The sequence below is a fragment of the Gilliamella sp. Fer1-1 genome (assembly GCF_001690825.1).
Lineage (GTDB): Bacteria > Pseudomonadota > Gammaproteobacteria > Enterobacterales > Orbaceae > Gilliamella > Gilliamella apicola_C.
Genome location: NZ_LZGX01000101.1, coordinates 1 through 25,727, shown reverse-complemented (window position 1 = coordinate 25,727; position 25,727 = coordinate 1). Strand labels below are relative to the sequence as shown.

21 protein-coding genes, 1 tRNA gene and 3 pseudogenes are annotated in these 25,727 nt (G+C 36.2%); 11 read left to right on the top strand and 14 right to left on the bottom strand.

The features are described from left to right. Positions 1-67 precede the first annotated feature (67 nt). Positions 68-143: transfer RNA gene (locus tag A9G28_RS10980), tRNA-Asn, on the bottom strand. A gap of 148 nt (positions 144-291) precedes the next feature. Here A9G28_RS10980 and A9G28_RS10975 point away from each other — a divergent pair. Beyond that, positions 292-867 (top strand): TIGR00730 family Rossman fold protein, encoded by a 576-nt coding sequence (locus A9G28_RS10975; RefSeq protein WP_065580694.1) that lies wholly within the window; start codon positions 292-294, stop codon positions 865-867. 58 nt (positions 868-925) lie between these two features. On the opposite strand, the gene fruA is transcribed toward A9G28_RS10975, so the two are convergent. The 12 genes from fruA to A9G28_RS10915 all read right to left on the bottom strand — a co-directional run bounded on the left by fruA (position 926) and on the right by A9G28_RS10915 (position 15,168). Continuing rightward, the gene (gene fruA, locus A9G28_RS10970; RefSeq protein WP_065566357.1) at positions 926-2,623 is read right to left on the bottom strand and encodes a PTS fructose transporter subunit IIBC; all 1,698 of its coding nucleotides are present in this window, start codon (positions 2,621-2,623) and stop codon (positions 926-928) included. Between the two features lie 8 nt (positions 2,624-2,631). Then, positions 2,632-3,567, bottom strand: coding sequence for a 1-phosphofructokinase (gene fruK / locus A9G28_RS10965; protein WP_065580693.1), 936 nt, complete (start codon positions 3,565-3,567; stop codon positions 2,632-2,634). Further along, positions 3,567-4,763, bottom strand: a complete 1,197-nt coding sequence (gene fruB, locus A9G28_RS10960; protein ID WP_065566355.1) for a fused PTS fructose transporter subunit IIA/HPr protein — start codon at positions 4,761-4,763, stop codon at positions 3,567-3,569. The genes fruK and fruB overlap by 1 nt, the downstream gene beginning before the upstream one ends. Before the next feature lie 213 nt (positions 4,764-4,976). Continuing rightward, complete coding sequence (gene cra / locus A9G28_RS10955) at positions 4,977-5,999, bottom strand: catabolite repressor/activator (protein ID WP_065566354.1); 1,023 nt, start codon at positions 5,997-5,999, stop codon at positions 4,977-4,979. Positions 6,000-6,172: 173 nt separating this feature from the next. Continuing rightward, positions 6,173-6,928: an iron ABC transporter ATP-binding protein gene (locus A9G28_RS10950; protein ID WP_065580692.1), complete on the bottom strand. Its 756-nt coding sequence runs from the start codon at positions 6,926-6,928 to the stop codon at positions 6,173-6,175. After that, a complete protein-coding gene (locus A9G28_RS10945) occupies positions 6,925-7,896 on the bottom strand; it encodes an iron chelate uptake ABC transporter family permease subunit (protein WP_065580691.1) in 972 nt (323 codons plus the stop codon). The genes A9G28_RS10950 and A9G28_RS10945 overlap by 4 nt, the downstream gene beginning before the upstream one ends. Further along, positions 7,886-8,842: an ABC transporter permease gene (locus A9G28_RS10940; protein ID WP_065580696.1), complete on the bottom strand. Its 957-nt coding sequence runs from the start codon at positions 8,840-8,842 to the stop codon at positions 7,886-7,888. Before A9G28_RS10940 ends, A9G28_RS10945 begins: the two co-directional genes overlap by 11 nt. Before the next feature lie 11 nt (positions 8,843-8,853). After that, entirely contained in the window at positions 8,854-9,807 is a 954-nt protein-coding gene (locus tag A9G28_RS10935; RefSeq protein WP_141674745.1) for a siderophore ABC transporter substrate-binding protein, read from the bottom strand. 217 nt (positions 9,808-10,024) lie between these two features. Continuing rightward, complete coding sequence (gene glnG / locus A9G28_RS10930) at positions 10,025-11,479, bottom strand: nitrogen regulation protein NR(I) (protein ID WP_065580690.1); 1,455 nt, start codon at positions 11,477-11,479, stop codon at positions 10,025-10,027. An 11-nt stretch (positions 11,480-11,490) separates the two neighbouring features. Next, a complete protein-coding gene (gene glnL / locus A9G28_RS10925) occupies positions 11,491-12,540 on the bottom strand; it encodes a nitrogen regulation protein NR(II) (protein ID WP_065580689.1) in 1,050 nt (349 codons plus the stop codon). Positions 12,541-12,602: 62 nt separating this feature from the next. After that, positions 12,603-14,012 carry a glutamate--ammonia ligase gene (gene glnA, locus A9G28_RS10920; RefSeq protein ID WP_065566349.1) on the bottom strand — a complete coding sequence of 470 codons (1,410 nt, stop codon included), beginning with the start codon at positions 14,010-14,012 and terminating at the stop codon, positions 12,603-12,605. Between the two features lie 226 nt (positions 14,013-14,238). After that, positions 14,239-15,168, bottom strand: a complete 930-nt coding sequence (locus A9G28_RS10915) for a DUF4952 domain-containing protein (RefSeq protein ID WP_065580688.1) — start codon at positions 15,166-15,168, stop codon at positions 14,239-14,241. Positions 15,169-15,322: 154 nt separating this feature from the next. Between A9G28_RS10915 and A9G28_RS10910 the strand changes: the two genes are divergently transcribed. Genes A9G28_RS10910 through gpsA form a run of 3 tightly spaced genes read left to right on the top strand, consistent with a single transcriptional unit; the run spans position 15,323 to position 17,313 of the window. After that, positions 15,323-15,763, top strand: a complete 441-nt coding sequence (locus tag A9G28_RS10910) for a rhodanese-like domain-containing protein (protein ID WP_065580687.1) — start codon at positions 15,323-15,325, stop codon at positions 15,761-15,763. Positions 15,764-15,788: 25 nt separating this feature from the next. Next, positions 15,789-16,256 (top strand): protein-export chaperone SecB, encoded by a 468-nt coding sequence (gene secB / locus A9G28_RS10905; RefSeq protein ID WP_065566346.1) that lies wholly within the window; start codon positions 15,789-15,791, stop codon positions 16,254-16,256. A gap of 40 nt (positions 16,257-16,296) precedes the next feature. Further along, positions 16,297-17,313, top strand: coding sequence for an NAD(P)H-dependent glycerol-3-phosphate dehydrogenase (gene gpsA, locus A9G28_RS10900; protein ID WP_176700658.1), 1,017 nt, complete (start codon positions 16,297-16,299; stop codon positions 17,311-17,313). A gap of 74 nt (positions 17,314-17,387) precedes the next feature. Here the strand turns inward: gpsA and A9G28_RS10895 are convergent. Continuing rightward, positions 17,388-18,362 (bottom strand): annotated as a pseudogene (locus tag A9G28_RS10895) (ornithine cyclodeaminase family protein). A 189-nt stretch (positions 18,363-18,551) separates the two neighbouring features. Here A9G28_RS10895 and aas point away from each other — a divergent pair. The 7 genes and pseudogenes from aas (at position 18,552) to A9G28_RS10865 (ending at position 25,664) form a co-directional block, all read left to right on the top strand. Then, positions 18,552-20,693, top strand: a complete 2,142-nt coding sequence (gene aas, locus A9G28_RS10890; RefSeq protein WP_065580686.1) for a bifunctional acyl-ACP--phospholipid O-acyltransferase/long-chain-fatty-acid--ACP ligase — start codon at positions 18,552-18,554, stop codon at positions 20,691-20,693. Between the two features lie 15 nt (positions 20,694-20,708). After that, entirely contained in the window at positions 20,709-21,896 is a 1,188-nt protein-coding gene (lplT, locus tag A9G28_RS10885) for a lysophospholipid transporter LplT (protein WP_065580685.1), read from the top strand. Continuing rightward, complete coding sequence (gene murQ, locus A9G28_RS10880; RefSeq protein WP_065580684.1) at positions 21,883-22,788, top strand: N-acetylmuramic acid 6-phosphate etherase; 906 nt, start codon at positions 21,883-21,885, stop codon at positions 22,786-22,788. The genes lplT and murQ overlap by 14 nt, the downstream gene beginning before the upstream one ends. 153 nt (positions 22,789-22,941) lie before the next feature. Then, a pseudogene (locus tag A9G28_RS14250) lies at positions 22,942-23,317 on the top strand (PTS sugar transporter subunit IIA); the annotation flags it as partial. 56 nt (positions 23,318-23,373) lie between these two features. After that, positions 23,374-23,916, top strand: a pseudogene (locus A9G28_RS14245) (PTS system mannose/fructose/N-acetylgalactosamine-transporter subunit IIB); the annotation flags it as partial. A 20-nt stretch (positions 23,917-23,936) separates the two neighbouring features. Then, the gene (locus tag A9G28_RS10870; RefSeq protein ID WP_065580682.1) at positions 23,937-24,737 is read left to right on the top strand and encodes a PTS mannose/fructose/sorbose transporter subunit IIC; all 801 of its coding nucleotides are present in this window, start codon (positions 23,937-23,939) and stop codon (positions 24,735-24,737) included. A 15-nt stretch (positions 24,738-24,752) separates the two neighbouring features. After that, a complete protein-coding gene (locus tag A9G28_RS10865; protein ID WP_065580681.1) occupies positions 24,753-25,664 on the top strand; it encodes a PTS system mannose/fructose/sorbose family transporter subunit IID in 912 nt (303 codons plus the stop codon). The last annotated feature ends 63 nt before the right edge of the window (positions 25,665-25,727 follow it).

Sequence of the window (25,727 nt, the reverse complement as noted above, 5' to 3'; positions counted from 1 at the left end):
TATGATTTGATATAAATAATTATGCGATAGGTAACCTGCTATAAACAGGCTATAAAAATTCGGTGAATGGCTCCTCCAACAGGACTTGAACCTGTGACATACGGATTAACAGTCCGCCGTTCTACCGACTGAACTATGGAGGAACACTTAACGGGTGAAATATTAACGATCTATGGCGATTATGTCAATATCTAAAACACTAAACACAACCGACTGCTCAGCTTGTAAACAAATAAAGTGATTGCTGTGCTAAAATAGTAAGAAAATAACATATCGGGTAGAATAAAATTTATGAAAAAAAATATTTGTGTTTTTTGTGGTGCTAATGATGGAAGCCACTTTGAATATCGTACACAAGCAGAACTGTTAGGTAAAACTTTAGCTGAACAAAATCGACGTCTAATTTATGGCGGTGGCAATAAAGGCTTAATGGGGGCGATTGCCAATGCAGTATTAGAGCATGGCGGCGAGGTCATCGGTATTATTCCGAAACGTTTAGTCGAAGCTGAAACTGCTCATCATGGTATTACACGTTTGGAAATAGTTGATAATATGCATCAACGCAAGGCAAGACTTGCAGAGCTTGCTGATAGCTTTATTGCCATGCCAGGCGGAACAGGCACACTAGAAGAAATTTTTGAGGTGTGGACAGCAATGCAAATCGGTTATCATGAAAAACCCGTTGCATTGTTTGATGTAATGGGATTCTGGCAACCCATGCTTAATTTTTTACAGCATGCTGTGGATGAAGGCTTTATTCGAGATAGTTTTTATCAAACATTAATTGTTTCGGAAAATTCGCAATCTTTACTACAAAAAATAGATAACTTTATTGCCAAAGATTTACAACGTTGGGTTAAAAAATAATTTATTCACAATAAAAAACGCCATCAGATGATGGCGCTTTTATTTATATAATTAGATATTAGGCCGTAGCTGTCGTTTCAGTTTGCTCTGGTTGTTTAATAAATGCATATGCCACGCCAGCAATCACAGCACCAACAACAATAGATAACAAATAACCACCAACTGGCTTAACCACACCTGGAATAGCTAAAGCAAATAATCCACCATGAGGTGTCATTAATGTTGAACCAAAGGCTAATGCCATACCACCTGTAATTGCTCCCCCAATGATACAACATGGGATAACACGTAATGGATCGCGCGCAGCAAATGGAATTGCGCCTTCTGATATAAAGCATAAACCTAATACCAAAGACGCCTTACCACTTTCTTGTTCAGCTTTAGCAAACTTCTTGCTAGCAATTAGAGTTGCTATCCCCATCGCTAAAGGAGGAACCATACCGCCTGCCATAACGGCTGCCATTGGCGCATAAACTTGAGAGGAAATTAGACCAGTACCAAATGCATAAGCAACTTTATTAATTGGTCCACCCATATCAGTACACATCATACCACCTAAAACTGCCCCTAAAATAACTGCATTTGCTGTACCCATTGAATTTAACCATTCCGTTACAATTTTCATTATCCATGAGATTGGTGTACCCACAATATACAGCATCACAAGACCAGTAATTAATGTTGCAAATAGAGGCACAATTAAGATTGGTTTTAATGCTTCTAAAGTGTTCGGTAATGGTAAATACTTTGTAATTGAGTGTGCAAGATAACCAGCAAAGTAACCAATAATGATACCACCTAAAAATCCTGCACCGGTCGAGACTGCTAGTAATCCACCGACAAGCCCTGGAGCAAGCCCGGGTCTATCAGCAATGGAATAAGCAATATACCCCGAAAGCAGTGGCACCATAAGTGAGAAAGCAAGCCCTCCAATTTGTGCTAAGTGTGGTTCACCAATTAACTTTTGCACGCCATCGACCATTTCAAATGAACCAAAGGCAAATGAAAGTGCAATAATTAGACCACCTGCAACTACCATTGGTAACATATAAGATACGCCAGTTAATAGATGTTGATAAACGCCTTTTTTCTCATTGCTTGATTTAGCTGTTGAAGCGCTTGTTGTCGGTTGATAAACTGTTGCTTCTTCAAATGCTTTATCAAATTCTTGGGCGGTCTTTTTAAGTGCTGGACCAGTTTTAGTACGATATAGTTTTTTGCCAGTAAACTTACTTAAATCAACATCAATATCACAAGCAGCAATTACCACATCAGCAGAAGCAACCTCTTCTGGTGTTAATTCATTGCCGACACCAACCGAACCACGAGTTTCGACTTTACACCACCAACCGCGTTTTTTTGCTTCTTCTTCAATAGCTTCAGCTGCCATAAAAGTATGTGCAACCCCTGTTGGGCAAGCGGTAACAGCCACAATACGTTTTACGCCTGTATTATTATTTGCTGTAGGAGCAGCTTCTGTTGGTTGTTGATAAACCGTTGCTTTACTTGGTGCGTCGGTTAAAATTTGTTTTGGATCAGCAAAAATTTGATTTAAATCATTAACAACATAAACTTTTTTGCCAACAACAGATATATCACTGATAGCTCCAGATCCAACTCCAATCACCACATCAGCAGATGTTGCACTATCAACCACATTTAAATTTAATACATGCGCAGCTAAAGCCAATTCAGCTTTAGCTAAACGTCCATTAACTGGCCCTGTATTATTACCTTCTATAATATATATATTCATGAATACTCCTATTCAGAAATTATTTCAATTTTTTCTATCATATTGGTTACAGCTTGACGATCAGATATACCAACCCCTGCTTGTTCAACTGATAAAGCGGCAACGCTTGATGCAAATACTAAAGTATCTTTGATTGATAGGCTAGTCATCAAGCCATACATTATTCCAGCAACCATTGAATCCCCTGCACCAACAGTGCTAACAACTTGGCATTTAGGTGGCTTTGCTAACCATGCTTCATTTTGAGTTACCCATAAAGCGCCTTTGCTTCCTAGTGAGATAACCACATTTTCAATGCCGTCATTAACTAGCTCCATCGCTGCTTCTTTGACATCTTCTAATGTGGGTAATTTACGCCCTACCCACATTTCTAACTCTTTGTCGTTTGGTTTTATTAACCATGGTTTGGCTTTTAATCCCGCGACTAATGCATCTCGGCTACTATCGAATACAATTTTGGGGCAAATTGCCTTAACCTGCTCCATCCAATTTGTAAATTTATCAAGTGGGACACCTGTTGGTAAGCTACCACTGATAGCAACCAAATCAATATCTTTTAGCCATTCAAGAGAGTTGTTGACAAAACTTTGCCAATCTTGTTCAGTAATAGTAAAGCCTGAAAAGTTTAAATCTGTCACTTCACTATTTTCTTCAGTCAATTTAACATTGATACGTGTACGACCTTCAACAGTTTGAAATTGGTCTACCACACTTAATGATTGAAATAATAAATTAAAGCCATCGCGGTTATCTTTACCTAAAAAACCACCAACTGTTAATTTTACATCTAGATCGGATAACACTTTCGCAACATTAATGCCTTTACCCGCAGCAAGTAATGCATTTGTTTGCACTAAGTTCACATCGCCAAGTTCAACTTTTGGGCAAAACCCTAAAAGATCATAAGCGGGGTTTAATGTTATGGTTGCAACACGACAAATCATTAATTTATCTCCTCACCCAAACCGCTTTCAATTGCTTTTCCAATGGCATCAAGTGCTTGCTCTGCATCATCTCCCACAGCGGTAAATTGTAATCGGCTCCCTTTTTTGGCACCAAGTGCAACAATTTTCATTAAGCTGGTTGCACTCACTGGCTCACCTTTACCATCTAAATTAGCAACAGTCACTTTACTGCTAAATTCTTTGACTAATTTGACTAGCACAGAAGACGGACGAGTATGTAAACCATTTTCGTTTGGAACAACAAATTCACGGCTTAACCCTTCGCTTGACGGAGTAGAAACAGGTATCGGATCTTTTTCAGCATCTACAGCTTGAGATGCAGATGATGCTTTAGTTGGGTCAAGTAACTGCATTAACTGCTCTGCATTTGCCGTTAACAATTGCTCTAATTGTTGATTAAATGCTAAGGTCGCAATTTGGTTGATTGTCGCTGAAACAGAATCATCAATAGCTGACATTGTAATAAGCAATTTAACTGGCTGACCATCTTCGTTTAGATCACTGATCGTACGGCTTATTACAATGCCGTTTTTTAGATTACCTTCGGCACTGTCACTGAGCCAAACGCCATGACCTAAATAGTTTGGTTTATTATCTAAGGCATGAGTAATAAAACGCGTATTTACAGCTTGTTGTTGTTTTAATCGTGATGCGTTTAACGCTTGTAAAGTAGCTAAACTATCTACAGGTATATCTAATAATAGTGATGATGAATTAATGGCAAAATGGCTATCTTCTACGCTTGTTTTACCAGTTAAAATAGCTATTGCTTCATCTGTTGTTTTAATATTTTTAATTCGCTCTTCAACACCATCTGCACCAAGTACATGAGTTAATTGACGAAGTAGCTCTAAGTGCTCATCAGAACTTGCAGCAATACCAATTGCAAGATAGGCTTTTTCACCATCATCACCCCATTCAACACCATTTGGAAAACAAAATACTTGCACGCCTGTTTTTTTTACCAAATGACGAGTTTTTGTTGTGCCATGCGGGATCGCAAGGCCAATACCTAGGTACGTTGCGGCTTGTGTTTCACGCTCAAGCATTCCATCAACATAACCTTCTTCAACAAATCCTGCATTAGTTAAGGCTGCAGCAACTTTTTTTATCGCTTCAGTTTTATTGGTTGCTTGTTCATTTAAATGGATGTTTTCTTTAACTAAATGAAACATATAATAAATCCCTCTGGGTTAAAATGTTGGGTCAACTAAAATGACTCAGCAAATATGAATCCTGTAATTAATAATTTTATTGAATCGTTTCAGCAATAATGAATATAAAAAAGCAAATTATCAAATAAATTATTTCTATTAATAAATAATATGTGATCTAGATCTTATTTTTGGCTAAAAATTCAAAGCTTATTATATAATAAATAGTTATTTTTATTTATCGTTAATGCAAATTCTACTTAAACTTCCTCGATAAATTAAACGCCGAGGAATAACAGTTGTTCCCGATTCGTAGCTTTTTTTATGTAAGCTATCTAGTAATAATTTTATCGTCACTTCCGACACTTCTTTATGGTCTTGTGAAAGAGAAATAACTTTACATGGTAAAAAATCAAGCAATTCATTATCACCAAAAGTTGCAATAGTTAGGTTATCAGGTAAGTGGCCGAATTTTTTTAAAATTGAATCTATAGCACCTTGTAATAATGAAAAAGAAGTTGTGAAAATACCATCTGGAATATCATGGGTTTCAAGCCAATAGCTAAAAGCCACTTCAGCGTCATGACGACTATAATTATGCGCACACAAAAAATCAACCTGATTAAAACGAGCTGAAGCAACCTCTTTAAAACCTTCCATACGAAGCTGACTCACCGATAAATTAGGTAAGGCGCCGATATAAGCAACAGCTCCTGTAACAAATCGACTAAATGTACTAGCTAACGTTTTAGCATCTTGTTTATCAGCACCTACAATATTTCTAAATGTAGCAGTTGATAATGTTCTATCTAATGCAAATAGGGGGATTACAGAGTTTTGCCAATCATCATAAAAGGCATAATCTTGCTCAGAAACAAAAGAGGAAGAAATAACCAAAGCATCAACTCGGCGTTGTTGAAGGTGCTTAACGCATTCTTTTTCGATTAGTGGATTATCTTCAGAGCATGACAATAATAATTGATATCCTTCCTTTCTTACCAGTTGCTCTAAATAATTAGCGATGCGGGTATAACTGTTGTTTTCTAAGTCAGGAATAATAATACCAATAGTTCGTGTTTTACCTGCTCTAAGGCCTGCTGCAACAGCATTAGGTTGGTAATTATACTCTTTTACCACCGACATAACTTTTTCAATTGTTTTGTCACTAACCCGATATGTTTTGGCTTTACCATTCACCACATAACTAGCTGTAGTTCGTGAAACGCCAGCTAAAAATGCTATTTCTTCTAATTTCATAACTTTATCTCAGCATAAGTATAGTAGCCAATAAAATATGAATCACAATAAACTGCTAACCCTAATGAGTGCTATAGTTTGCTTGAAAATTATTAAATTAAACACTGTTTTCTTACCCAAAAAGAAAAATTTAACCAATATCTATATTCTGCTTATAGCTATTAGCTTAATAATTAGTAATAAACAGCAATATTCTGGTTTTTGATATTTTCTATGTTAACGGGAGTATCAAATATATCTTCTAAAATTTTTGAACTCATGATCTGTTTGGGATCTCCTTGATAAATTAATTTGCCGTTTTTCATCGCTAAAATATAGTCTGAATACACCGACGCAAAGTTAATATCATGAATAACAATCACAATAGTTTTACCTAGCTCATCCGCTGCTCGGCGTAATTGCTTCATCATAGCTACAGCATGTTTCATATCAAGATTATTAAGAGGTTCATCAAGTAATACATATTCAGTATCTTGGCACAGCACCATGGCAACATAAGCTCGTTGCCGTTGCCCACCAGATAATTCATCTAAAAAGCGATCTTTATATTCAGTAAGATTTAAAAAATCAAGTGCCCGATGTATATGATTATAATCATCGGCATTTAATCGCCCTTTGTTATAGGGATAACGCCCAAATCCAACTAATTCAAAAACAGTTAATCTACTGGTGAAGCGGTTTTCTTGCCTTAATACTGATAAATAGGTAGCTAGTTTATCGCTGGGTGTGTTAACAACATCCATATTTTGAATTTTAACTTGCCCTTCATCGGCTAATAAAAGTCGACTTATAATTGATAGTAACGTTGACTTACCTGCCCCATTTGGACCAATGATAGCAGTAATGCCACCTTGTGTAATTGTCGCATTAACATTTTGCAATACAGGTATTGTTTGATAATTTTTACAAACATTCTCAATTTTTATCACTTTTGAACCTTTTTCAATAATAAGAAGATAAACAAAGAACCACCAATAAATTCAATGACAATAGATAATGCTCCAACCATATTTAACACTCGCTCTAAAAACATTTGTCCACCAACTAGAAAAACAACGCCTAATAAAAAAGCGGTAGGAAGTAAAAAACGATGCTGGCTAGAGCCACTAACGCTATAAGCTAAATTAGCAATTAAAAGACCTAAGAAAGTAAATGGACCAACTAAAGCCGTTGATATCGATACCAAAATCGAGACAAGCAATAAAACAACCGTGATACTTTTATGGTAATTAATCCCAAGATTTATTGCATTATCGCGTCCCAGCGCAAGCACATCAAATTTAAATCGCATTCGCCATAAAACGACACCAATAATTGTGGCAACCACTAATGAAAAGATGACCAACACTGGCTCTGCACGTGTAAATGTCGCAAAAATACGACTTTGTAACACAGCAAATTCAGTTGGTGTCATTAGTCGCTGTAATAGATTAGAAAAACTACGGAATAATGTGCCTAAAATGATACCAATTAATAATACTAAATGTAAATTTTGCTTGAGTTTAGTAAACAAACCTCGATACAAAAATAGAGAAAATAAGATTAATAAAAGTGATTCAAATACAAATTTTCCAATAATACCAATATAGGGAATAGCTTGTGAATCAATAAAAAAGATGACAATGGTTTGAATTAATACAAAAAGCGATTCAAATCCCATAATAGATGGGGTTAATATTCGATTGTTGGTGACGGTTTGAAAAAGTAATGTTGATGTTGCTGCCGAAAAAGCAACTACTATCATAGTGAGCACAATCCATGAACGATGCTTCAAAATATAGTTAATATTACCTTTAAGACCAAAGGTCATAAAACAAGTTACGCAAATTAGTGCAATAATAAACAAAAGAAAAACTCTTTTTTGGCACAACTTATGACGTTTTTGGCTAACTAACATGGCGTTTTCGACTCAATAATATTAAAAAAATAATAGCGCCAATTACGCCAAGAATCACACTAACAGGGATCTCAAATGGATAGCGAATAACACGCCCAATAATATCACACACTAAAACTAAACCACTACCAAACAAGCAGATCCACGGAATAGTTTTACGAACATTGTCACCCAATAATAAACTAACAATATTTGGCACAATCAATCCTAAAAATGGTAAAACACCCACTACGACAACGACAATACCACCAATTAATGCAATAACAATAAGCCCAATTAACATAACACGACGATAATTAAGCCCTACATTGATCGAAAAATCACGCCCCAATCCTGCTACCGTAAATTGATCTGCGCTCCAACATGCGAGTAACGTCAATCCACCAACTAGCCACAATAGTTCATAACGACCTTGCAAAATTCCTGAAAAATCACCCGATTCCCAACCACCAAGTGATTGTAATAAATCAAAATAAATGGCAAAAAACGTAGTAATTGCACTAATAACCGCCCCTAACATGATACCAATCAGGGGAACCATTAAAGCTGATTTAAAAATTATTTTTCGAGAAATTGCCATGAAAATCATTGTACCAATCATAGCAAACAAACTAGCAACGACCATTTTAGCCATAACACTTGCGCCAGGCGCTAAAACCATCATAACTAATAAACCAAGGCTAGCTGATTGCGTTGTACCAACCAACGACGGTTCAACAAATCGATTTTGTGTTAACAGTTGCATAATTAAACCTGCAACACTCATCGCGCTTCCCGCTAATAATAAAGCGACAGTTCTTGGCACACGGCTGACAAAAAAAATCTCGCGCATATGGCTATCAGACCACAGCTCAAACAGTGTCACATGCCCTGCGCCAATAAATAAGCTTATTGCAGTCATTATGAATAAAATGAAAATGCCTGCAATAAAATAAAACGATTTAATCATATCTCACATCAATTCGTTGATGTTTTTTGTAAAGCTTCGCTAATTTGATCCATTAAACGACTATAAGTCTGAATACCGCCTGCAATATACATTGAAGTTGAATCTAAATAGATAATTTGTTTATTTTGCCATGCAGCTGTTTTTTGAATTAAGTCGTTGTTTAGTACTTGCTGTGCTGATTGTGCTTCTTTATTACCGATTGCATTATCTCTATCTAACACAAACAACCATTGTGGGTTAACACTTAGGATAAATTCTGAGGTCACGGCATTACCATGACGACCAGCTTCTTGGAACGTAGTTGCTGGTTGAAAACCAAGTATATCGAACACAAAACCAAAACGAGATTTTGGACCATAAGCCGACATTTTACCACCATTAACCATAATCACTAATGCACTGCCTGCCGCGCTTGTCTTTGGTTTTAGCTGTTCAATTTTTTGATTAAAATCATTAATAAGTTTTTTAGCTTCGTTTTGTTTATTAAAAATAGTGCCTAATTGCTCTGTTCTTTGGGTTAAACTACCTAAAAAGTCTTTCGGATCAATATCTAAAGAAAGTGTTGGAGCAATATCATTCAATTTTTTATAAGCATCAGTTGCACGACCACCAGCAATAATAACATCAGGTTGAATTGAGCTTAATACCTCATAATTTGGTTCAAATAAGGTTCCAACATTAGTATAGGCTTTATCGCTATATTTAGATAAGAAATCTGGTAAATGTACATCAGATTGAGGAACAGCCGAGACAGGAATATTCAAAGCATCAATAATATCAAGTGTTGCAATATTAAAAACAACAACTTTTTTCGGATTTTCAGGAATATCTGTTTTACCTTGCACATGTTCAACAGTAATCGTATTTGCTGGTGTTTGCGGTTCTTTTTTATTGTCACACCCAACTAAAACAAGTAATGCGGTAAGTAAAACTAAAAATTTCACTTTAATATATGAATACATTATAACTCCTAATTATCAGCCTAAATAAAAAACTATAAAACGATGATTATAATAATTATCATTTACATCATGATTGTAACCAAAAAATAGGTAGGGTTCAATGAACTTTATATATTTAACAAAGCAATATATTATTAGAGACAGATGAAATAAATACGAAAGGGTAAATAGACTAAACAGCTATCGATTTATTCGATAGCATAATTCATGTTAATAGTTAGAAAACTTTATTGGGATCACGCGATAAATCTTTAAGTTTTCGAGTTAATGTATTTCGCCCCCAGCCTAAGAGATAAGCGGCATCTTGTTTATGACCACGGGTAAAATTGAGTGCACTTTTTAATAAGATGTATTCAACATCATTTATTGCCTCCGTCAAAATGCCATTTTTACCCTCTATCAAAGCTTGCTTTGCCCACTGTGCTAATAATACTTTCCAATCTGCTTCTTGCTGAGAAGAGTCATTTTCGGACAAAGCCATTGTTTCATTTGTAATGATAGTTTTGGTAGCAGATAATGGCAATAACTCTGGTGGTAAATCTTGAACTAAAACCTCTTGATTTGAAGACATTACCGTCACCCAACGACAAGCATTTTCAAGCTGACGCACATTGCCTGGCCAATTAAACCTACATAAAACAGCTAATGCCTCAGGGCTAAATACTTTACTTTCTACACCTAATTCTTTAGCTGTTGTATGTAAAAAATGATCAGCAAGCTTTGGAATATCTTGCGCTCTATCACGCAATGGCGGGAGCAAAATACGAATCACATTTAAACGGTGGAATAAGTCATCTCTAAATTTACCTTCTCTTACTCTTGCTTCTAAATTTTGATGGGTTGCAGCAATAATTCGAACGTCCACTTTTACAGGTGAATAACCACCAATACGATAAAACTGCCCATCTGCAAGCACCCTTAATAGTCTAGTTTGAACATCAAGTGGCATATCGCCAATTTCATCTAAAAATAAAGTACCGCCATTAGCTTGCTCAAAACGCCCATGTCTAATTTGAGTTGCCCCTGTAAATGCCCCTTTTTCATGACCAAAAAGCTCAGCTTCAATCAAATCTTTAGGGATTGCTGCCATATTTAACGCAATAAAAGGTGATTGAGAACGGGGGCTATGAGTATGTAATGCCTTAGCAACCAACTCTTTACCTGTTCCTGATTCACCATTAATTAACACACTAATAGATGATTTAGATAATCGCCCAATAATGCGAAACACTTCTTGCATGGAAGGGGCTTCGCCAACAATACCTGCTGATGCTTTCGCAGGCGTATTATTACTAGTTTTGTTGCTCTGAGTTTGTAAAATAGCCCGCTCAACAAGTTGAATCGCTTCGTCCACATCAAAAGGTTTTGGAATATAATCATAAGCACCTTTTTGATAAGCATTAACTGCAGCATCAAGATCAGAATGTGCTGTCATAATAATAACAGGTAAATTTGGCATTTGCTCTTTTACATGATGGAGCAATGTTAAACCATCAAGCCCCGGCATTTTAATGTCGGAGATTAATACAGCAGGTTTTTGCTCATGTGTATCTAATGCCTCAATAACTTCTTGGCCACTGGCAAAGCTAACACAGTTAAAATGTGCATTCGTTAATGCTTTTTCTAATACCCAGCGAATAGAACTATCATCGTCGACAATCCAAACATTCATTTTAATTTACCTCACTGCCTAATTGGCAAATAGATAGAAAATTCTGTATGCCCCGGCCAACTATTAAATTCAATTTTACCATGATGTTGATCAACAATATTATGCGCAATAGAAAGACCAATGCCTGTCCCACCTTCATAGCCGCTCACCATAGGATAAAATAAGGTATCTTGGATATGAATAGGAACTCCTGGTCCGTTATCTTCAATATCAATACGAGCACAAAGCCGATAGCGCTGGCCATGTAAGGTAACCTGAAAAGCTGTTCGTGTCCTAATGATAATTTTGCCAACTTTAGAACCAATAGCTTGTAAAGCATTACGAACAATATTCAAAATCACCTGCTCGATCTGTTCCGAATCATGAATTAAATCAGGTAAGCTTGGATCATAATCACGCAGAATTTCAATATTGATCGGTTTTTCCAAACAGAGTAAAGCATAAATACGTTCTATTGCTTGATGGATATTTTGTTCTTTTTGTTGCAACCGTTGTTGTGGGCCTAATAATCTGTCTACAAGCTTTTTTAATCTATCAGCTTGTTCAATAATAACTTTTGTATAATCTTGCAATTCATTTTTGGGTAGCTCTCGTGATAATAATTGAGCAGCACCTCGAAGTCCGCCTAGTGGATTTTTGATTTCATGAGCAAGGCCACGAACTAATTCACGAGCAGCACTCTGTTGGGCTTGTTGCAATTGTTCTTGGCTAAGGCGTTTGTGGTTATTTAACGGAGCCATTTCAATTAAAATTCGAGTGCCACCTAATAGTTGAGCTGTCAATGATAAAATATGTAATTCATTATTAATCACTAAATTGACTTCGTTGTCTGTAAAACCTTGATTTTGAGCTAATGCACTTAGCATTAAATCAATATCTAAAGAGAAATAACCAATTAAATCGGTCAGGTGGCTTCCTAATATTTTTTTAGAACTTTGAGCTAATAATTGCTGTGCAGCCGTATTGGCATAGAGAATATTGAGTTTTGTATCGAGTAATAAAATACTTGTAATCATCGAATCAAGAACAAGATTAGCGTCAGGTTCACTATCAAATATCATCGTTGGGTTCCCGTCCTGATTAGAAGCCACCGTAAGTACGATGGCTTAACGTTTAAAATACCTTATAAACTATAATACATTTCAAACTCAACTGGATGAGGAGTCATACGTACACGATCAACATCTTGACGTTTTAAATCAATGTATGCATCAATAGTATCATTAGTAAATACATTCCCTCGTGTTAAAAATTCACGATCCGCATCTAATGCATTAAGTGCTTCTTCAAGCGAACCTGCTACTTGAGGAATTAATTTAGATTCTTCTGGCGGTAAATCGTATAAATTTTTGTCCATTGCATCACCAGGATGAATTTTATTGATAATGCCATCTAAACCAGCCATTAACTGCGCAGCAAAAGATAAGTATGGATTACCTGCTGGATCTGGGAAGCGAACTTCAATACGACGCGCTTTAGGACTGGTAACAACAGGAATACGAATTGATGCGGAACGGTTACGTGCAGAATAAGCAAGCATAACTGGCGCTTCATAGCCAGGAACTAGGCGTTTATAAGAATTGGTTGCGGGATTTGTAAATGCATTAATCGCTTTAGCATGTTTGATAATACCGCCAATATAAAATAATGCCATTTCCGAAAGACCTGCATACTTATCCCCAGCAAATAAATTGACTCCATCTTTTGCTAACGATTGATGACAGTGCATACCAGATCCATTATCACCAAACATCGGTTTTGGCATAAATGTCGCGGTTTTACCATAAGCGTGTGCCACATTTTGTACTACATATTTATAGATTTGTACTTCATCAGCTTTTTTAGTTAACGTGTTAAAACGACAAGCAATTTCGTTTTGACCTGCTGTTGCAACTTCATGATGGTGAGCTTCAACCACTAAGCCAAGTTGCTCCATAATTAAGCACATCTCAGAGCGGATATCTTGTGATGAATCAACCGGTGGAAGTGGAAAATAACCGCCTTTAACACCTGGACGATGCCCTTTATTACCTTCATCATATTTAGTACCTGAGTTCCACGCCGCTTCAATATCATCAATATGCACAAAACTTCCTGACATTGGCGAGCCAAAACGAATATCATCAAATAAGAAAAATTCTGGTTCAGGCCCAAAAATAACAGTATCGGCAATACCTGATGATTTTAGATAATCTTCCGCACGTTTAGCGATTGAACGTGGATCGCGATCATAGCCTTGTAGCGTCGCTGGTTCTAAAACATCACAACGGAGATTTAATGTCACATCTTCGAAAAAAGGATCGATAACGGCTGTTGAAGCATCAGGCATTAATACCATGTCTGATTCATTAATCCCTTTCCAACCAGCAATTGATGAGCCATCAAACATTTTACCATCTTCAAAGAAATCAGCGTCAATTTGGCTAACAGGAATAGTAACGTGTTGTTCTTTACCTTTAGTATCGGTAAAACGTAAATCAACAAATTTAACATCATTTTGTTTAATTAGTGATAAAACTTTTTGTGTAGACATGTATCTTCTCCATTGAGGACAAATAATAATTATTCAGTTTTTAAGGTATTCTTACCAAGTTGCTATAGTGAATGCAAATTTAATGCCAATTTTTTAACTCTATTTTTAGTGGCTTTATAAGTAGCTATAGTAACATAAATATTACAGTTGCATCAAAACAATGCAATTAGCACCAAAATAATGCACAAAAATGGTCGTATAAAAAATTAAAATCAATTTTTATATCCTATATATCTTCTCGCAGTGCTTCAACGCTCAAATAAAAAGTTATTTTATTCCAGTCATACTTAATCGTTTCTTCTGAACTAAATACCACGTTATACAGCATATGATCTTTAGGATTTACAAAAGATGTAGAAGGATAAACATCCGTGCCCAAATAACAGCAAATTAATTTAAGTTCATCTATTCCCATGGTGTTAGCTAAATACTGATGTGCTTGTTTTGCATATTTACCCTCAATTTTATAAATAACTTCAAGAGGTTTTCCTTGCCCTTCATCATTTTGTATACAATCATTATATTTGAAGAAATCAGGCGCATCTGCATCAAATTCACGCAAAAAATCACGACAAGTCAAATCAGGATCATAGTAATAGTGTGGGAAATATTCTGAATGTTTGATTTTTACGTTACGAAGTTTTGTTCTCTTTAACTCAGAAATTTGTTTATTAAATTGAGTTAATGCATGTGGATTATTAGGAAATAAAATGGCAAATAAGTCTGACTTTTGCTTTGCTGAAACATAATGACTATTTGAAACAATATCAACAAACATTAAATTCCACAATTTTTCTTGCTGATTCATATATTGTACTGCATTTACCTCACTAATCATCAAATCATGATAAAATCGATTAAAATCACGATAAGAATCATAATAAAGATCAATTGCCTTAAATACATCTTGCTTAGTGCCATATCCATTTATTATTAACCAAGCAAGAGTATTCTGTATGTAAAATCTTTTTGTAAAACTAAGATCTATTTTCATCAATTTAGCATATTCAGCATAAGCTTGATGATAATTACCATTTTCTAAATAATAATTAGCTAATAAAGATTCTGCTTCAATAGTTTGAGTATCAAATTTATTAGATTCATAATAATCATCAGCAAATACCTGAGGAATAATGGAAAATAAGACACACGCCAAAAAGATAAGTCATTTCAATTTCATTAGTCAATTCCTTAAAATTAAATAAATATAATTTATAAAATAGCAAGATTTTCTTATTGGTGCTGTATTTCAGTGCATAATATCGTTATAATCTCACCTTATATTGAAATGACTAGGTAATCATACAAATATGGACTTTATAACACTCGAAATACTACCTTTTGTAAAAAATCATCTTTTACTTTCTTTAGGTTGGATTGTTCTGTTTATTGCAATTATTGTGCTAACCATTAAAAGTAAACTATCTAAGGTTAAAATTATTAATAATGCTCAAGCAATCCATATGATTAATAAGCAAAATGCTGTTATCATTGATATTCGCTCTGCCGATAACTTTAAAAAAGGGCATATCACTGAATCTCACAATATTTTACCTATCGATATTAAAAATGCGAGTGCAAAAATAATTGAAAAATTTAAAGAAAGCATTGTTATTTTGGTTGATGAAAATGGTTTATCATCAACAGGTATAGGTGAAATACTTGTCAAACAAGGTTTCTTAAATGTCTTTACATTAAAAGACGGTATTGCTGGATGGAATGGCGAAAATTTACCACTCGTTAGAAAATAATATAATTTAAAAATAAGGTTTTATCATGACAGAACAAAACAATACGCAACAACCCGAAACACAGTTTGCAATTCAACGTATTTATACTAAAGATGTTTCATTTGAAACCAATAATGTTCCTGAAATTTTTACAAAACAGTGGCAACCAGACTTAAATATAGAATTAAATTCATCGTCACAAGTTTTAAGTGAAAATGTGTACGAAATTGCGTTACGCGTTACTGTGACGGTAAAGCAACAAGACGAAGTGGTGTATATTTGTGAAGTGACTCAAGCTGGTATTTTTTCACTTATTGGATTCGACGAAGGTCAAATTCAACATTGTGTTGGTGCTTATTGCCCAAATATTTTGTTCCCTTATGCTCGAGAAGTTGTGTCAAGCTTAGTTAATAAAGGCACGTTTCCTCAAGTAAATTTAGAGCCAGTAAATTTTGAGGCATTATTCATTAATTATCTTCAACAACAAGCTGAACCAACTGAAACATTGCAATAATTATTGTGTTTCAGACAATTAACAATAAGTTTATTGAGTTATTATGAAAAAAACTGCTGCAATAACAGTAATTGGCTCAGGCTCTTATGGAACCTCTTTAGCTATTTTACTGGCACGAAATGGGCATTCAACTTTATTATGGGGTCATAACCCAGATAAAATGACCATTTTGCAGCATGAAAGACAAAATAGACAATTTTTACCAGATATCCCATTTCCTGATCTGTTACAAATCGAAAGTGATTTAAAAATAGCGGTTTCAGCCGCTCCAATTTTACTTATTGTGGTACCTAGCCACGCTTTTGCAAGTATTCTGACTCAAATTAAACCATTTTTACGCCAAGATACTAAAATTGTCTGGGCAACAAAAGGGTTGGAAGTAGATACAGGCCGATTACTACAAGATGTAGCAAAAGAAATTTTGGGCGATAAAGTTCCATTAGCCGTGATTTCAGGGCCAACATTTGCTAAAGAGGTCGCATCTGGATTACCAACTGCGGTAACGGTTGCATCAACAGATGAACATTTTTTAAATCAATTGCAAACATTATTCCATTGCAGTAAAAGCTTCCGCGTTTATAGCAGCAAAGATTTTGTTGGTGTACAGCTTGGGGGGGCGATAAAAAATGTGATTGCCATTGGCGCTGGATTATCAGATGGACTTGGTTTCGGTGCTAATGCAAGAACTGCATTAATTACGCGTGGGCTTGCTGAAATGATGCGATTAGGTGCAGCATTAGGCGCGGATCCTGCAACCTTTATGGGAATGGCTGGACTTGGGGATCTGGTTTTAACCTGTACAGATAATCAATCTCGTAATCGTCGTTTTGGCATATTATTAGGACAAAATAAGTCTATTGAAGAAGCTCAAAATGCCATTGCCCAAGTTGTTGAAGGATGCAAAAACACAAAAGAAGTCTGGTTACTAGCCCAAAAATATCATATAGATATGCCAATTACTGAACAAATTTACCAAGTCCTTTATCAGCATAAAGATCCAAAACAAGCAGCCATGACATTACTTGGGCGCTCACAAAAAGAAGAGCTAAAAAGCTAGTTTTATACTTAAACACGCATCTATCTAAAAAACTTTTTGATAAAAAAATCGCATTCCAGCCCAAATATCAATTACTATAAATCCAGACCTATTCCTTTTTCTTTTGCTTTGAGGTAGATATCATAACCAATATACACATCTAGTACAGCCGTTCCAACCGTTTTAAATAGCGTAATTTGCTCCTCATTTTGCCGGCATTGTGTCGGATCGATGACTAAATCCCCCAACTCTAAAAAATCATTTTCTGATACCAGATTTTGTTTAATTGGGTCAATAATATCGCCAGCCTCTGCAAATACCCCCTCTTTAGTATCAAGCACACGAATATCGGCCTTTTCAACAATACTTTGAGGGATTTCATGCATTTGTGGAGTATAAGCACCGACACCATTTATATGCGTTCCAGACTTTACTTTATCACCATTAAATGTCACCACTTTTGATGTAGTAACAGAAGTAATAATATCAGCTTGGCTAATGTCTTCATCCAAATCCTGTGAAAAATAAAAATGAGTAGAATAATGAGAAAAACGACATTTTACCTCATCAGTAAACCGCTTAGCTTTTTGTATATCAATATCAAAAATAGCCACATCTGTAAGCGGGCGAACCGTTAACATTGCTTCTAATTGAGATATCGCTTGGCCTCCTGTACCGATCAATACTGCACGACGAGCATCTTTACGAGCCAACAAATCCGTTGCCGCACCTTGAACAGCACCTGTTCGAAGCTGAGTAACAAAAGTACCGTCTAACAAGGCACAAACCTCACCAGTTTTTGGATCTAGCATTAACACTTGAGCAGGTACTGATGGTTTGCCTAGCTTTGAATTATCAGGAAATACCGAGACAATCTTAATTCCTACAATATCTTGATCCTTAATATGAGCCGGCATAAATAAACATTGACCTTTTTACATATCAAAATTGATTCGCAGTGGTACATCACTATTTCCTTCAGTGTAGATTTTTAAGGCTTGTTTATCAGCAGCTACAGCATCTTTCATGGTATAAAATTTTTCAATATCTTTAGCCGTTAAAATCAGCATATTTATTCCTTACTGGTTTTCCCAGATTTATTCTATGATTAGTATCTAACTTTCAAGTCAATCATTCCAATTACTTTCTAACAAAATGATTTATATAATAAAAACTAAGAATAATTACATCTCTTGTATATTTTATGTATTTTAACTATTATTACACAGTGCAATTTGGCACGCTAATAGAGAAATACGATGTTATTTAAAATATTAAAATTTTTCTTAAAGACTTTATTCCACGTCAAAATTCACGGTAATCTTGACAATTTAAAACAAAACAAGCTTCTTATTACACCTAACCATGTATCTTTTCTTGATGGTATTTTAATTGGTGTGTTTTTACCAATAAGACCCGTCTTTGCTATTTATGCAGGTTATATAAATCACTGGTTAGTCCGCTATGCAAAGCGTTACGTTGATTTTGTGCCAATGGATCCGCTTAGCCCAATGGCAATCAAGCGATTAGTACGCCAAGTTGAAAAAGGTCGCCCGATAGTTATCTTTCCCGAAGGAAGAATTACTGTCACTGGGTCATTAATGAAAATTTATGATGGTGCTGCTTTTGTTGCAGCCCGTTCTCAAGCAACGATAGTGCCCATCTGGATTGAAGGAGCTGAATTTACACTAACCAGCCGTTTAAAAGGGCTATTTAAGCGCCGTTTATTTCCTAAAATAACTATTCATGTACTTGAACCAACTTCTATTGTTATGCCTGATGCGCCGAAGGCTAGCGAAAAACGTTATATTGCAGGAGAGAAACTTCATCAAATCATGATGAATGCCCGTATGGCAAGTCGCCCAAAATTAACGTTATTTGAAGCGCTACTTGAGGCTCAAGTTCGTTATGGTATTAAATCACGTATGGTGCAAGACCCCACAACTCACGAAGCATCTTATCGTAATTTGTTAAAACAAATCATAGGTATTAGCTGCATTATTACTAAAATTACCCAGAAAAAAGAACGTGTTGGCGTTTTATTACCTAACGCAACTATTACTGTTGCAACAATTTTTGGCTTATCGGTTAAAAATCGAATTCCAGCAATGCTCAATTATACCGCTGGCACCAAAGGGTTAATTTGTGCAATTACTGCGGCCGAAATCAAAACTATCATTACTTCACGCAAATTTATTCGCAAAGGAAAACTTGATTATCTCCTTGATGAAATAAAAGGTGTTAAATGGTGCTTCCTTGAAGATTTACGCCAAACTTTAACCCTTAAAGACAAACTTTATGTTTTAGTTCATCACTATATCCCACGCTTAGTTAAACATTCTCAAACTAGTGATGATGAAGCCCTAGTATTGTTTACATCTGGATCAGAAGGTAATCCTAAAGGTGTTGTTCATAGCCATGCTAGCTTGCTTGCTAATGTTGAACAAATCCGAACAGTTATTGATCCAACGCCTGCTGATCGTTTTATGTCTGCACTACCTCTATTCCATGCTTTTGGTATTACTGCTGGGTTATTTCTACCGTTGTTTTCTGGTAGCCGTACATTTTTATATCCAAATCCATTACATTATCGTATGGTGCCTGAAATTATTTATGACCAGAATTGTACCGTTTTATTTGGCACACCAACGTTCTTAGCAAACTATGCTCGTTACGCTCACCCATATGATTTTATGCGTTTACGTTATGTTGTTGCTGGAGCAGAAAAATTATCAGACGCAGTACGAGAACAGTGGAAAGATAAATATGGAATCCGTATTTTAGAGGGCTATGGCGTTACTGAATGCGCACCAGTTGTATCGCTGAATGTACCAATGGCATTTAAAACAGGTACCGTCGGGCGCTTATTGCCGGGTATGAGCTCAAGATTAATTCACGTTCCAGGCATTAGTGATGGCGGTAAATTGCAAGTTAAAGGCCCTAATGTGATGAAAGGCTATTTACGAGTTGAAAACCCTGGTGTACTTGAAGAGCCAATTGCAGTCGATGAACATGGGGAGTCTAAAAAAGGTTGGTATGATACTGGTGATATTGTTGCTATCGATAATGATGGATTTATCAAAATTAAAGGACGCTTAAAACGGTTTGCCAAAATTGCGGGCGAAATGGTTTCACTAGAAAGTGTTGAGACTTTAGCAAAAAAAATTGACCCTGATGCAATGCACGGTGCGACAGTGAAAGCAGATGTTGCCAAAGGTGAAGCGATAGTTCTATTTACTACCTCGACAAAATTAGATCGAGAGCTACTTAATCAAGCAGCTCAAGAACTTGGTATACCAGCATTAGCTATTCCTCGTGATATTCGTGTGGTTAAAGAGTTACCCCTACTAGGTACAGGTAAAATTGATTTTATTGCCTTACGAAAGATGGCTGAAGAATAAGCTAAAGGGTGTTACATGAAACAACATTCACTATTAAATAAAGGCATGGTTGCTACCATGCTGGCACAATTTTTTTCAGCATTTGCTGATAATGCAATTTTTTTTGCTATTCTTGCTTTTATTAAAAAGTTGCACTACCCAGAATGGAGCCAATCGGTATTACAAATTAGTTTTGTGGTACCGTTTATCATCCTTTCGCCGTTTGTTGGGCAATTTGCTGACAGCATACCAAAAGGCAAGGCCATGATGATTTCAAATAGCATAAAATTACTCGGTACCGCTTGTATTTGCTTAAACATCAGCCCCTTTGTCGGCTATTTTTTAGTTGGTATTGGTGCTGCCGCATACTCTCCAGCTAAATATGGAATTTTAGGCGAGCTTACCTCGGGCGATAATTTGATTAAAGCAAATGGGTTAATTGAAGCATCAACCATTGCCGCCATTTTACTAGGTTCACTAGCTGGTGGACATATTGCCGATCTTAATGTAAGCGCATCTTTACTTATTTGCGTACTACTATATGGGCTTGCGGTTATTGCTAACTTTTTTATTCCTAAATTACCTGTCGCACGACAAAATACTTCATGGAAACCCAATAGTATGGTAAAGGATTTTGCTAACACAGTTAAAATCATCTTTACGAATAAACTTCTTTCATTGACATTATTAGGCACTAGTCTGTTTTGGGGAGCGGGTGTTACTTTACGTTTTTTGTTGATTAGTTGGGTTCCTGCTGTTTTAAATATTCATGATAATGCAACACCAACAAATCTCAATGCGATTGTTGCTATCGGCATTGTTATTGGTGCAGGATTAGCAAGTACATTTATATCAATTAACAACACGTTACGTTGCATCCCTGCGGGTATCATGATGGGAATTGCTGTAATCGCTTTTACATTACAAAGTAATATAATTTCATCTTATATTTTGCTTATTGCCATTGGCGCGCTAGGCGGCCTGTTTTTAGTACCATTAAACGCTTTTATTCAGAAAATAGGTAAAGGATTAGTGGGAGCTGGCAGTGTAATTTCTGTGCAGAATTTAATTGAGTATACCTCGATGATGGTCATGTTAGGGGGTTATACATTAGCAGTTGCGCTGAATTTGTCCGTTATTGCTATAGGTGTTGGCTTTGGTAGCTTATTTGCTATCGTAATATTTTTGTTATGGTTAAGGTTAAGAAAGTATGCAACAAATTAATCTTTTAGGAATGGTAACCGAAAGTCGCAATCCAAACAGTGAAAATATTGATAGCTGTTCAACGCTTGAAATACTTAAAATTATCAATAATGAAGATAAGCAAGTAGCACTAGCAGTTGAAAAAGAACTCGCCAATATTAGCTTAGCTGTTGATGCAATTAGTCAAGCTTTTTTAAATCAAGGTCGATTAATTTATATCGGTGCTGGCACTTCAGGGCGATTAGGCATTTTAGATGCAAGTGAATGCCCACCGACATACGGCACATCGCCAGAACAAGTCATTGGATTAATAGCTGGTGGTCAGCCGGCTATTCTTAAGGCAGTTGAAAATGCTGAAGATAACCCTGAGTTGGCAACTAATGATCTTAAAAAAATTAATTTTAATTCAAATGACATTTTAGTCGGAATTGCCGCTAGTGGGCGCACACCTTATGTTATAGGCGGTATGCAATATGCTAAATCAATCGGCTCAACAGTGATTAGTTTATGTTGTAACCCAAAATCCCCAATGATTAAATTAGCTAATATCGCCATTACCCCAATTGTCGGTGCTGAAGTGATTACTGGCTCATCAAGAATGAAAGCTGGCACTGCACAAAAATTAGTACTCAACATGTTAACAACAGCAAGCATGATAAAACAAGGTAAAGTTTATGGAAACTTAATGGTTGATGTTGAGGCAACTAATGCCAAACTTATTGAACGACAAATATCTATTGTTACCCAAGCAACCAATTGCTGCCGTGAAGAAGCAATTACCGCATTGGCTAAAAGTAACGGGCATTGTAAAACCGCTATTTTGATGATTCTTTCGGGGTTAAATGCAGAGCAGGCGAAGAAAAAACTAACCCAAGCCCATGGTTTTATTCGCCAAGCCCTACAAACAACCTAACCTTGCATTGATGAGCAATAAAAAATTTAAGTTTTCTCTCAAAATGTGATGAGCACATATGTCTTAACTTATTTTGTGGTGTAAACTAACCCAATATTTTCATTATATAGACTTTTATATTATGTCATTAATATAAAATTTGGAGGAAAAGCTATGGTTGGAATTCTCCTAGCAACTCATGGTGAGTTTGCAGAAGGTATTTTACAATCAGGATCGATGATATTTGGCGAGCAAGATAATGTTAAAGCCGTTACCTTGCATCCAAGTGATAGTCCTGAAAGTTTAAAAGAAAGGATGCTTGAAGCAATAGCAACATTTGATAATCAAAGTGAAGTGCTGTTTTTAGTGGATTTATGGGGTGGAACACCATTTAATCAAGCTAACAATTTATGTGGAGAACATGATAATTGGGCTATTGTGGCGGGTTTAAACTTACCAATGTTAATTGAAGCCTATTCTTCCCGTTTTTCAATGGAAACAGCCAAAGAAATCGCTACCGCAATTATTGAACCAAGTAAAGAAGGCGTTCGAACAACTGTCAAAATACAAGAGCAAACCGCTACCAATGCGAAAACTGCAAATACGATTCCTGAAGGAACAGTAATTGGTGAGGGTAAAATGAAAATCGTTTTAGCTCGGGTTGATTCGCGCCTATTACATGGGCAAGTTGCAACAGCATGGACAAAATCAACCAATCCTAACCGTATTATTGTTGTCTCTGATTCCGTTGCAAAAGATGAATTAAGAAAAAAACTTATTCAAGAAGCTGCACCGCCTGGCGTTAAGGCAAATGTTGTGCCAATTAAAAAGATTATCGAAGTAGCACACGATCCGCGTTTTGGTAATACCAAAGCATTACTTTTATTTGAAAATCCACAAGATGTACTTCGAACCATAGACGGCGGTGTTGATATTGATACTCTTAATATCGGTTCAATGGCGCATTCGGTAGGTAAAGTCATGGTTAATAAAGTATTGTCAATGAATGCTGACGATGTTGATACATTTGAAAAATTAAAAGCTAAAAACGTGAAATTTGATGTTCGCAAAGTCCCCAATGATTCTAACAGTAATATGGACGAATTATTGCAAAAAGCGAAAGCAGAATTAGCTCAGCAAAAGAATTAGTTTATTTAAGAGGTTATATTATGACATTATCCATTATTGCTATCATTTTAGTGATAGTTATTGCCTTTTTAGCTGGTATGGAAGGTATTTTAGATCAGTTTCAATTTCATCAACCGTTAGTGGCTTGCTCTTTGATTGGTCTTGTCACAGGGAATTTAGAGGCTGGTATTGTGCTGGGAGGCTCATTACAGATGATTGCTTTGGGTTGGGCCAATATCGGGGCAGCGGTAGCACCTGATGCAGCATTGGCAGCCGTTGCTTCATCGATTATTTTAGTGTTAGGCGGGCAAGGTGTCGCTGGTGTATCTACTGCTATAGCCGTTGCTATCCCACTTGCAGTAGCCGGTTTATTCTTAACTATGATTGTACGAACAATTGCCGTTCCTTTAGTGCATATGATGGATGCTGCAGCAACTGAAGGCAATATTCGAAAAATTGAATGGTTACAAATTTTAGGTATTTGTTTACAAGGTTTACGTATCGCTATACCTGCTGCGGCTTTATTATTCATCCCAGCAGAAACTGTTAGGGCGACATTAAATGCAATGCCTGAATGGTTAACAACTGGTATGGCCATTGGTGGTGGTATGGTTGTTGCTGTCGGCTATGCAATGGTGATTAATATGATGGCTAATCGTGAAGTATGGCCTTTTTTCATTATCGGGTTTGTCGTTGCTGCGATATCGCAATTAACACTAATTGCACTTGGTGCTTTAGGCTTCGCATTAGCATTGATTTATCTTAATCTTTCAGAACGAGGCAATTCATCAAATGGTGGTAGCAAAGGTGATCCACTTGATGATATTTTAAATGATTACTAGGCACTGGAGAAAAATATGACAAATAGAATTCAATTAAGTAAGAAAGATCGTTTAGCCGTTGCTTGGCGTTCAACTTTTCTCCAAGGATCTTGGAATTACGAACGGATGCAAAATGGTGGTTGGGTGTATTCCATGATCCCCGCTATAAAAAAATTATATTCAACTAAAGAAGATCGTGCTGCAGCACTTAAACGGCACTTGGAGTTTTTTAATACACACCCTTATTTAGCTTCTCCAGTTCTTGGAGTAACGCTTGCTCTTGAAGAAGAAAGAGCCAATGGTGCAGCGGTTGATGATGTAGCCATTCAAGGGGTTAAAGTGGGTATGATGGGACCATTAGCCGGCGTAGGTGATCCTGTATTTTGGTTTACCGTAAGACCAATGCTAGGTGCGCTTGGTGCCTCGCTTGCGTTAAGCGGTAATATCATGGGGCCTATTTTATTCTTCTTACTCTGGAATATTATTCGTTGGAGCTTTATGTGGTATACACAAGAATTTGGTTATAGAACGGGTTCGAAAATTACCGATAATTTATCAGGCGGGTTACTACAAAAAATTACTAAAGGCGCATCTATTTTAGGCATGTTTGTGCTTGCTGCATTAGTGCAACGATGGGTATCAATAAAATTCCAACCAATTGTATCTATCGTCAAACTAGACAAGGGTGCATTTATTGATTGGAATACATTACCAATCGGTGCAGAAGGTATTCAAAAAGCGTTACTTCAAATGCAAAGCGGATTATCGCTAACTCAAGAAAAGATTACTACTTTACAAAATAACTTAGATCAGTTGATACCGGGATTAGTTCCTTTACTGTTGACCTTCTTTTGTATGTGGTTATTACGTAAAAAAATATCGCCAATTATCATCATTATGGGCTTATTTATAGTGGGTATTATTGGTCATGTCATTGGCCTTTTATAAGTATATAAATTTGCTAAAATATTCAAGAAAAATATAAATCGTTAGAATAAAATTATATTTTTT

Coding starts and splice junctions, on each gene's coding strand:
- A9G28_RS10975 (WP_065580694.1), top strand. CDS start 292: ATGAAAAAAAATATTTGTGTTTTTTGTGGTGCTAATGATGGAAGCCAC.
- fruA (WP_065566357.1), bottom strand. CDS start 2,623: ATGAATATATATATTATAGAAGGTAATAATACAGGGCCAGTTAATGGA.
- fruK (WP_065580693.1), bottom strand. CDS start 3,567: ATGATTTGTCGTGTTGCAACCATAACATTAAACCCCGCTTATGATCTT.
- fruB (WP_065566355.1), bottom strand. CDS start 4,763: ATGTTTCATTTAGTTAAAGAAAACATCCATTTAAATGAACAAGCAACC.
- cra (WP_065566354.1), bottom strand. CDS start 5,999: ATGAAATTAGAAGAAATAGCATTTTTAGCTGGCGTTTCACGAACTACA.
- A9G28_RS10945 (WP_065580691.1), bottom strand. CDS start 7,896: ATGTTAGTTAGCCAAAAACGTCATAAGTTGTGCCAAAAAAGAGTTTTT.
- A9G28_RS10935 (WP_141674745.1), bottom strand. CDS start 9,807: ATGTATTCATATATTAAAGTGAAATTTTTAGTTTTACTTACCGCATTA.
- glnG (WP_065580690.1), bottom strand. CDS start 11,479: ATGAATGTTTGGATTGTCGACGATGATAGTTCTATTCGCTGGGTATTA.
- glnL (WP_065580689.1), bottom strand. CDS start 12,540: ATGATATTTGATAGTGAACCTGACGCTAATCTTGTTCTTGATTCGATG.
- glnA (WP_065566349.1), bottom strand. CDS start 14,012: ATGTCTACACAAAAAGTTTTATCACTAATTAAACAAAATGATGTTAAA.
- A9G28_RS10910 (WP_065580687.1), top strand. CDS start 15,323: ATGGACTTTATAACACTCGAAATACTACCTTTTGTAAAAAATCATCTT.
- secB (WP_065566346.1), top strand. CDS start 15,789: ATGACAGAACAAAACAATACGCAACAACCCGAAACACAGTTTGCAATT.
- aas (WP_065580686.1), top strand. CDS start 18,552: ATGTTATTTAAAATATTAAAATTTTTCTTAAAGACTTTATTCCACGTC.
- lplT (WP_065580685.1), top strand. CDS start 20,709: ATGAAACAACATTCACTATTAAATAAAGGCATGGTTGCTACCATGCTG.
- murQ (WP_065580684.1), top strand. CDS start 21,883: ATGCAACAAATTAATCTTTTAGGAATGGTAACCGAAAGTCGCAATCCA.
- A9G28_RS10870 (WP_065580682.1), top strand. CDS start 23,937: ATGACATTATCCATTATTGCTATCATTTTAGTGATAGTTATTGCCTTT.
- A9G28_RS10865 (WP_065580681.1), top strand. CDS start 24,753: ATGACAAATAGAATTCAATTAAGTAAGAAAGATCGTTTAGCCGTTGCT.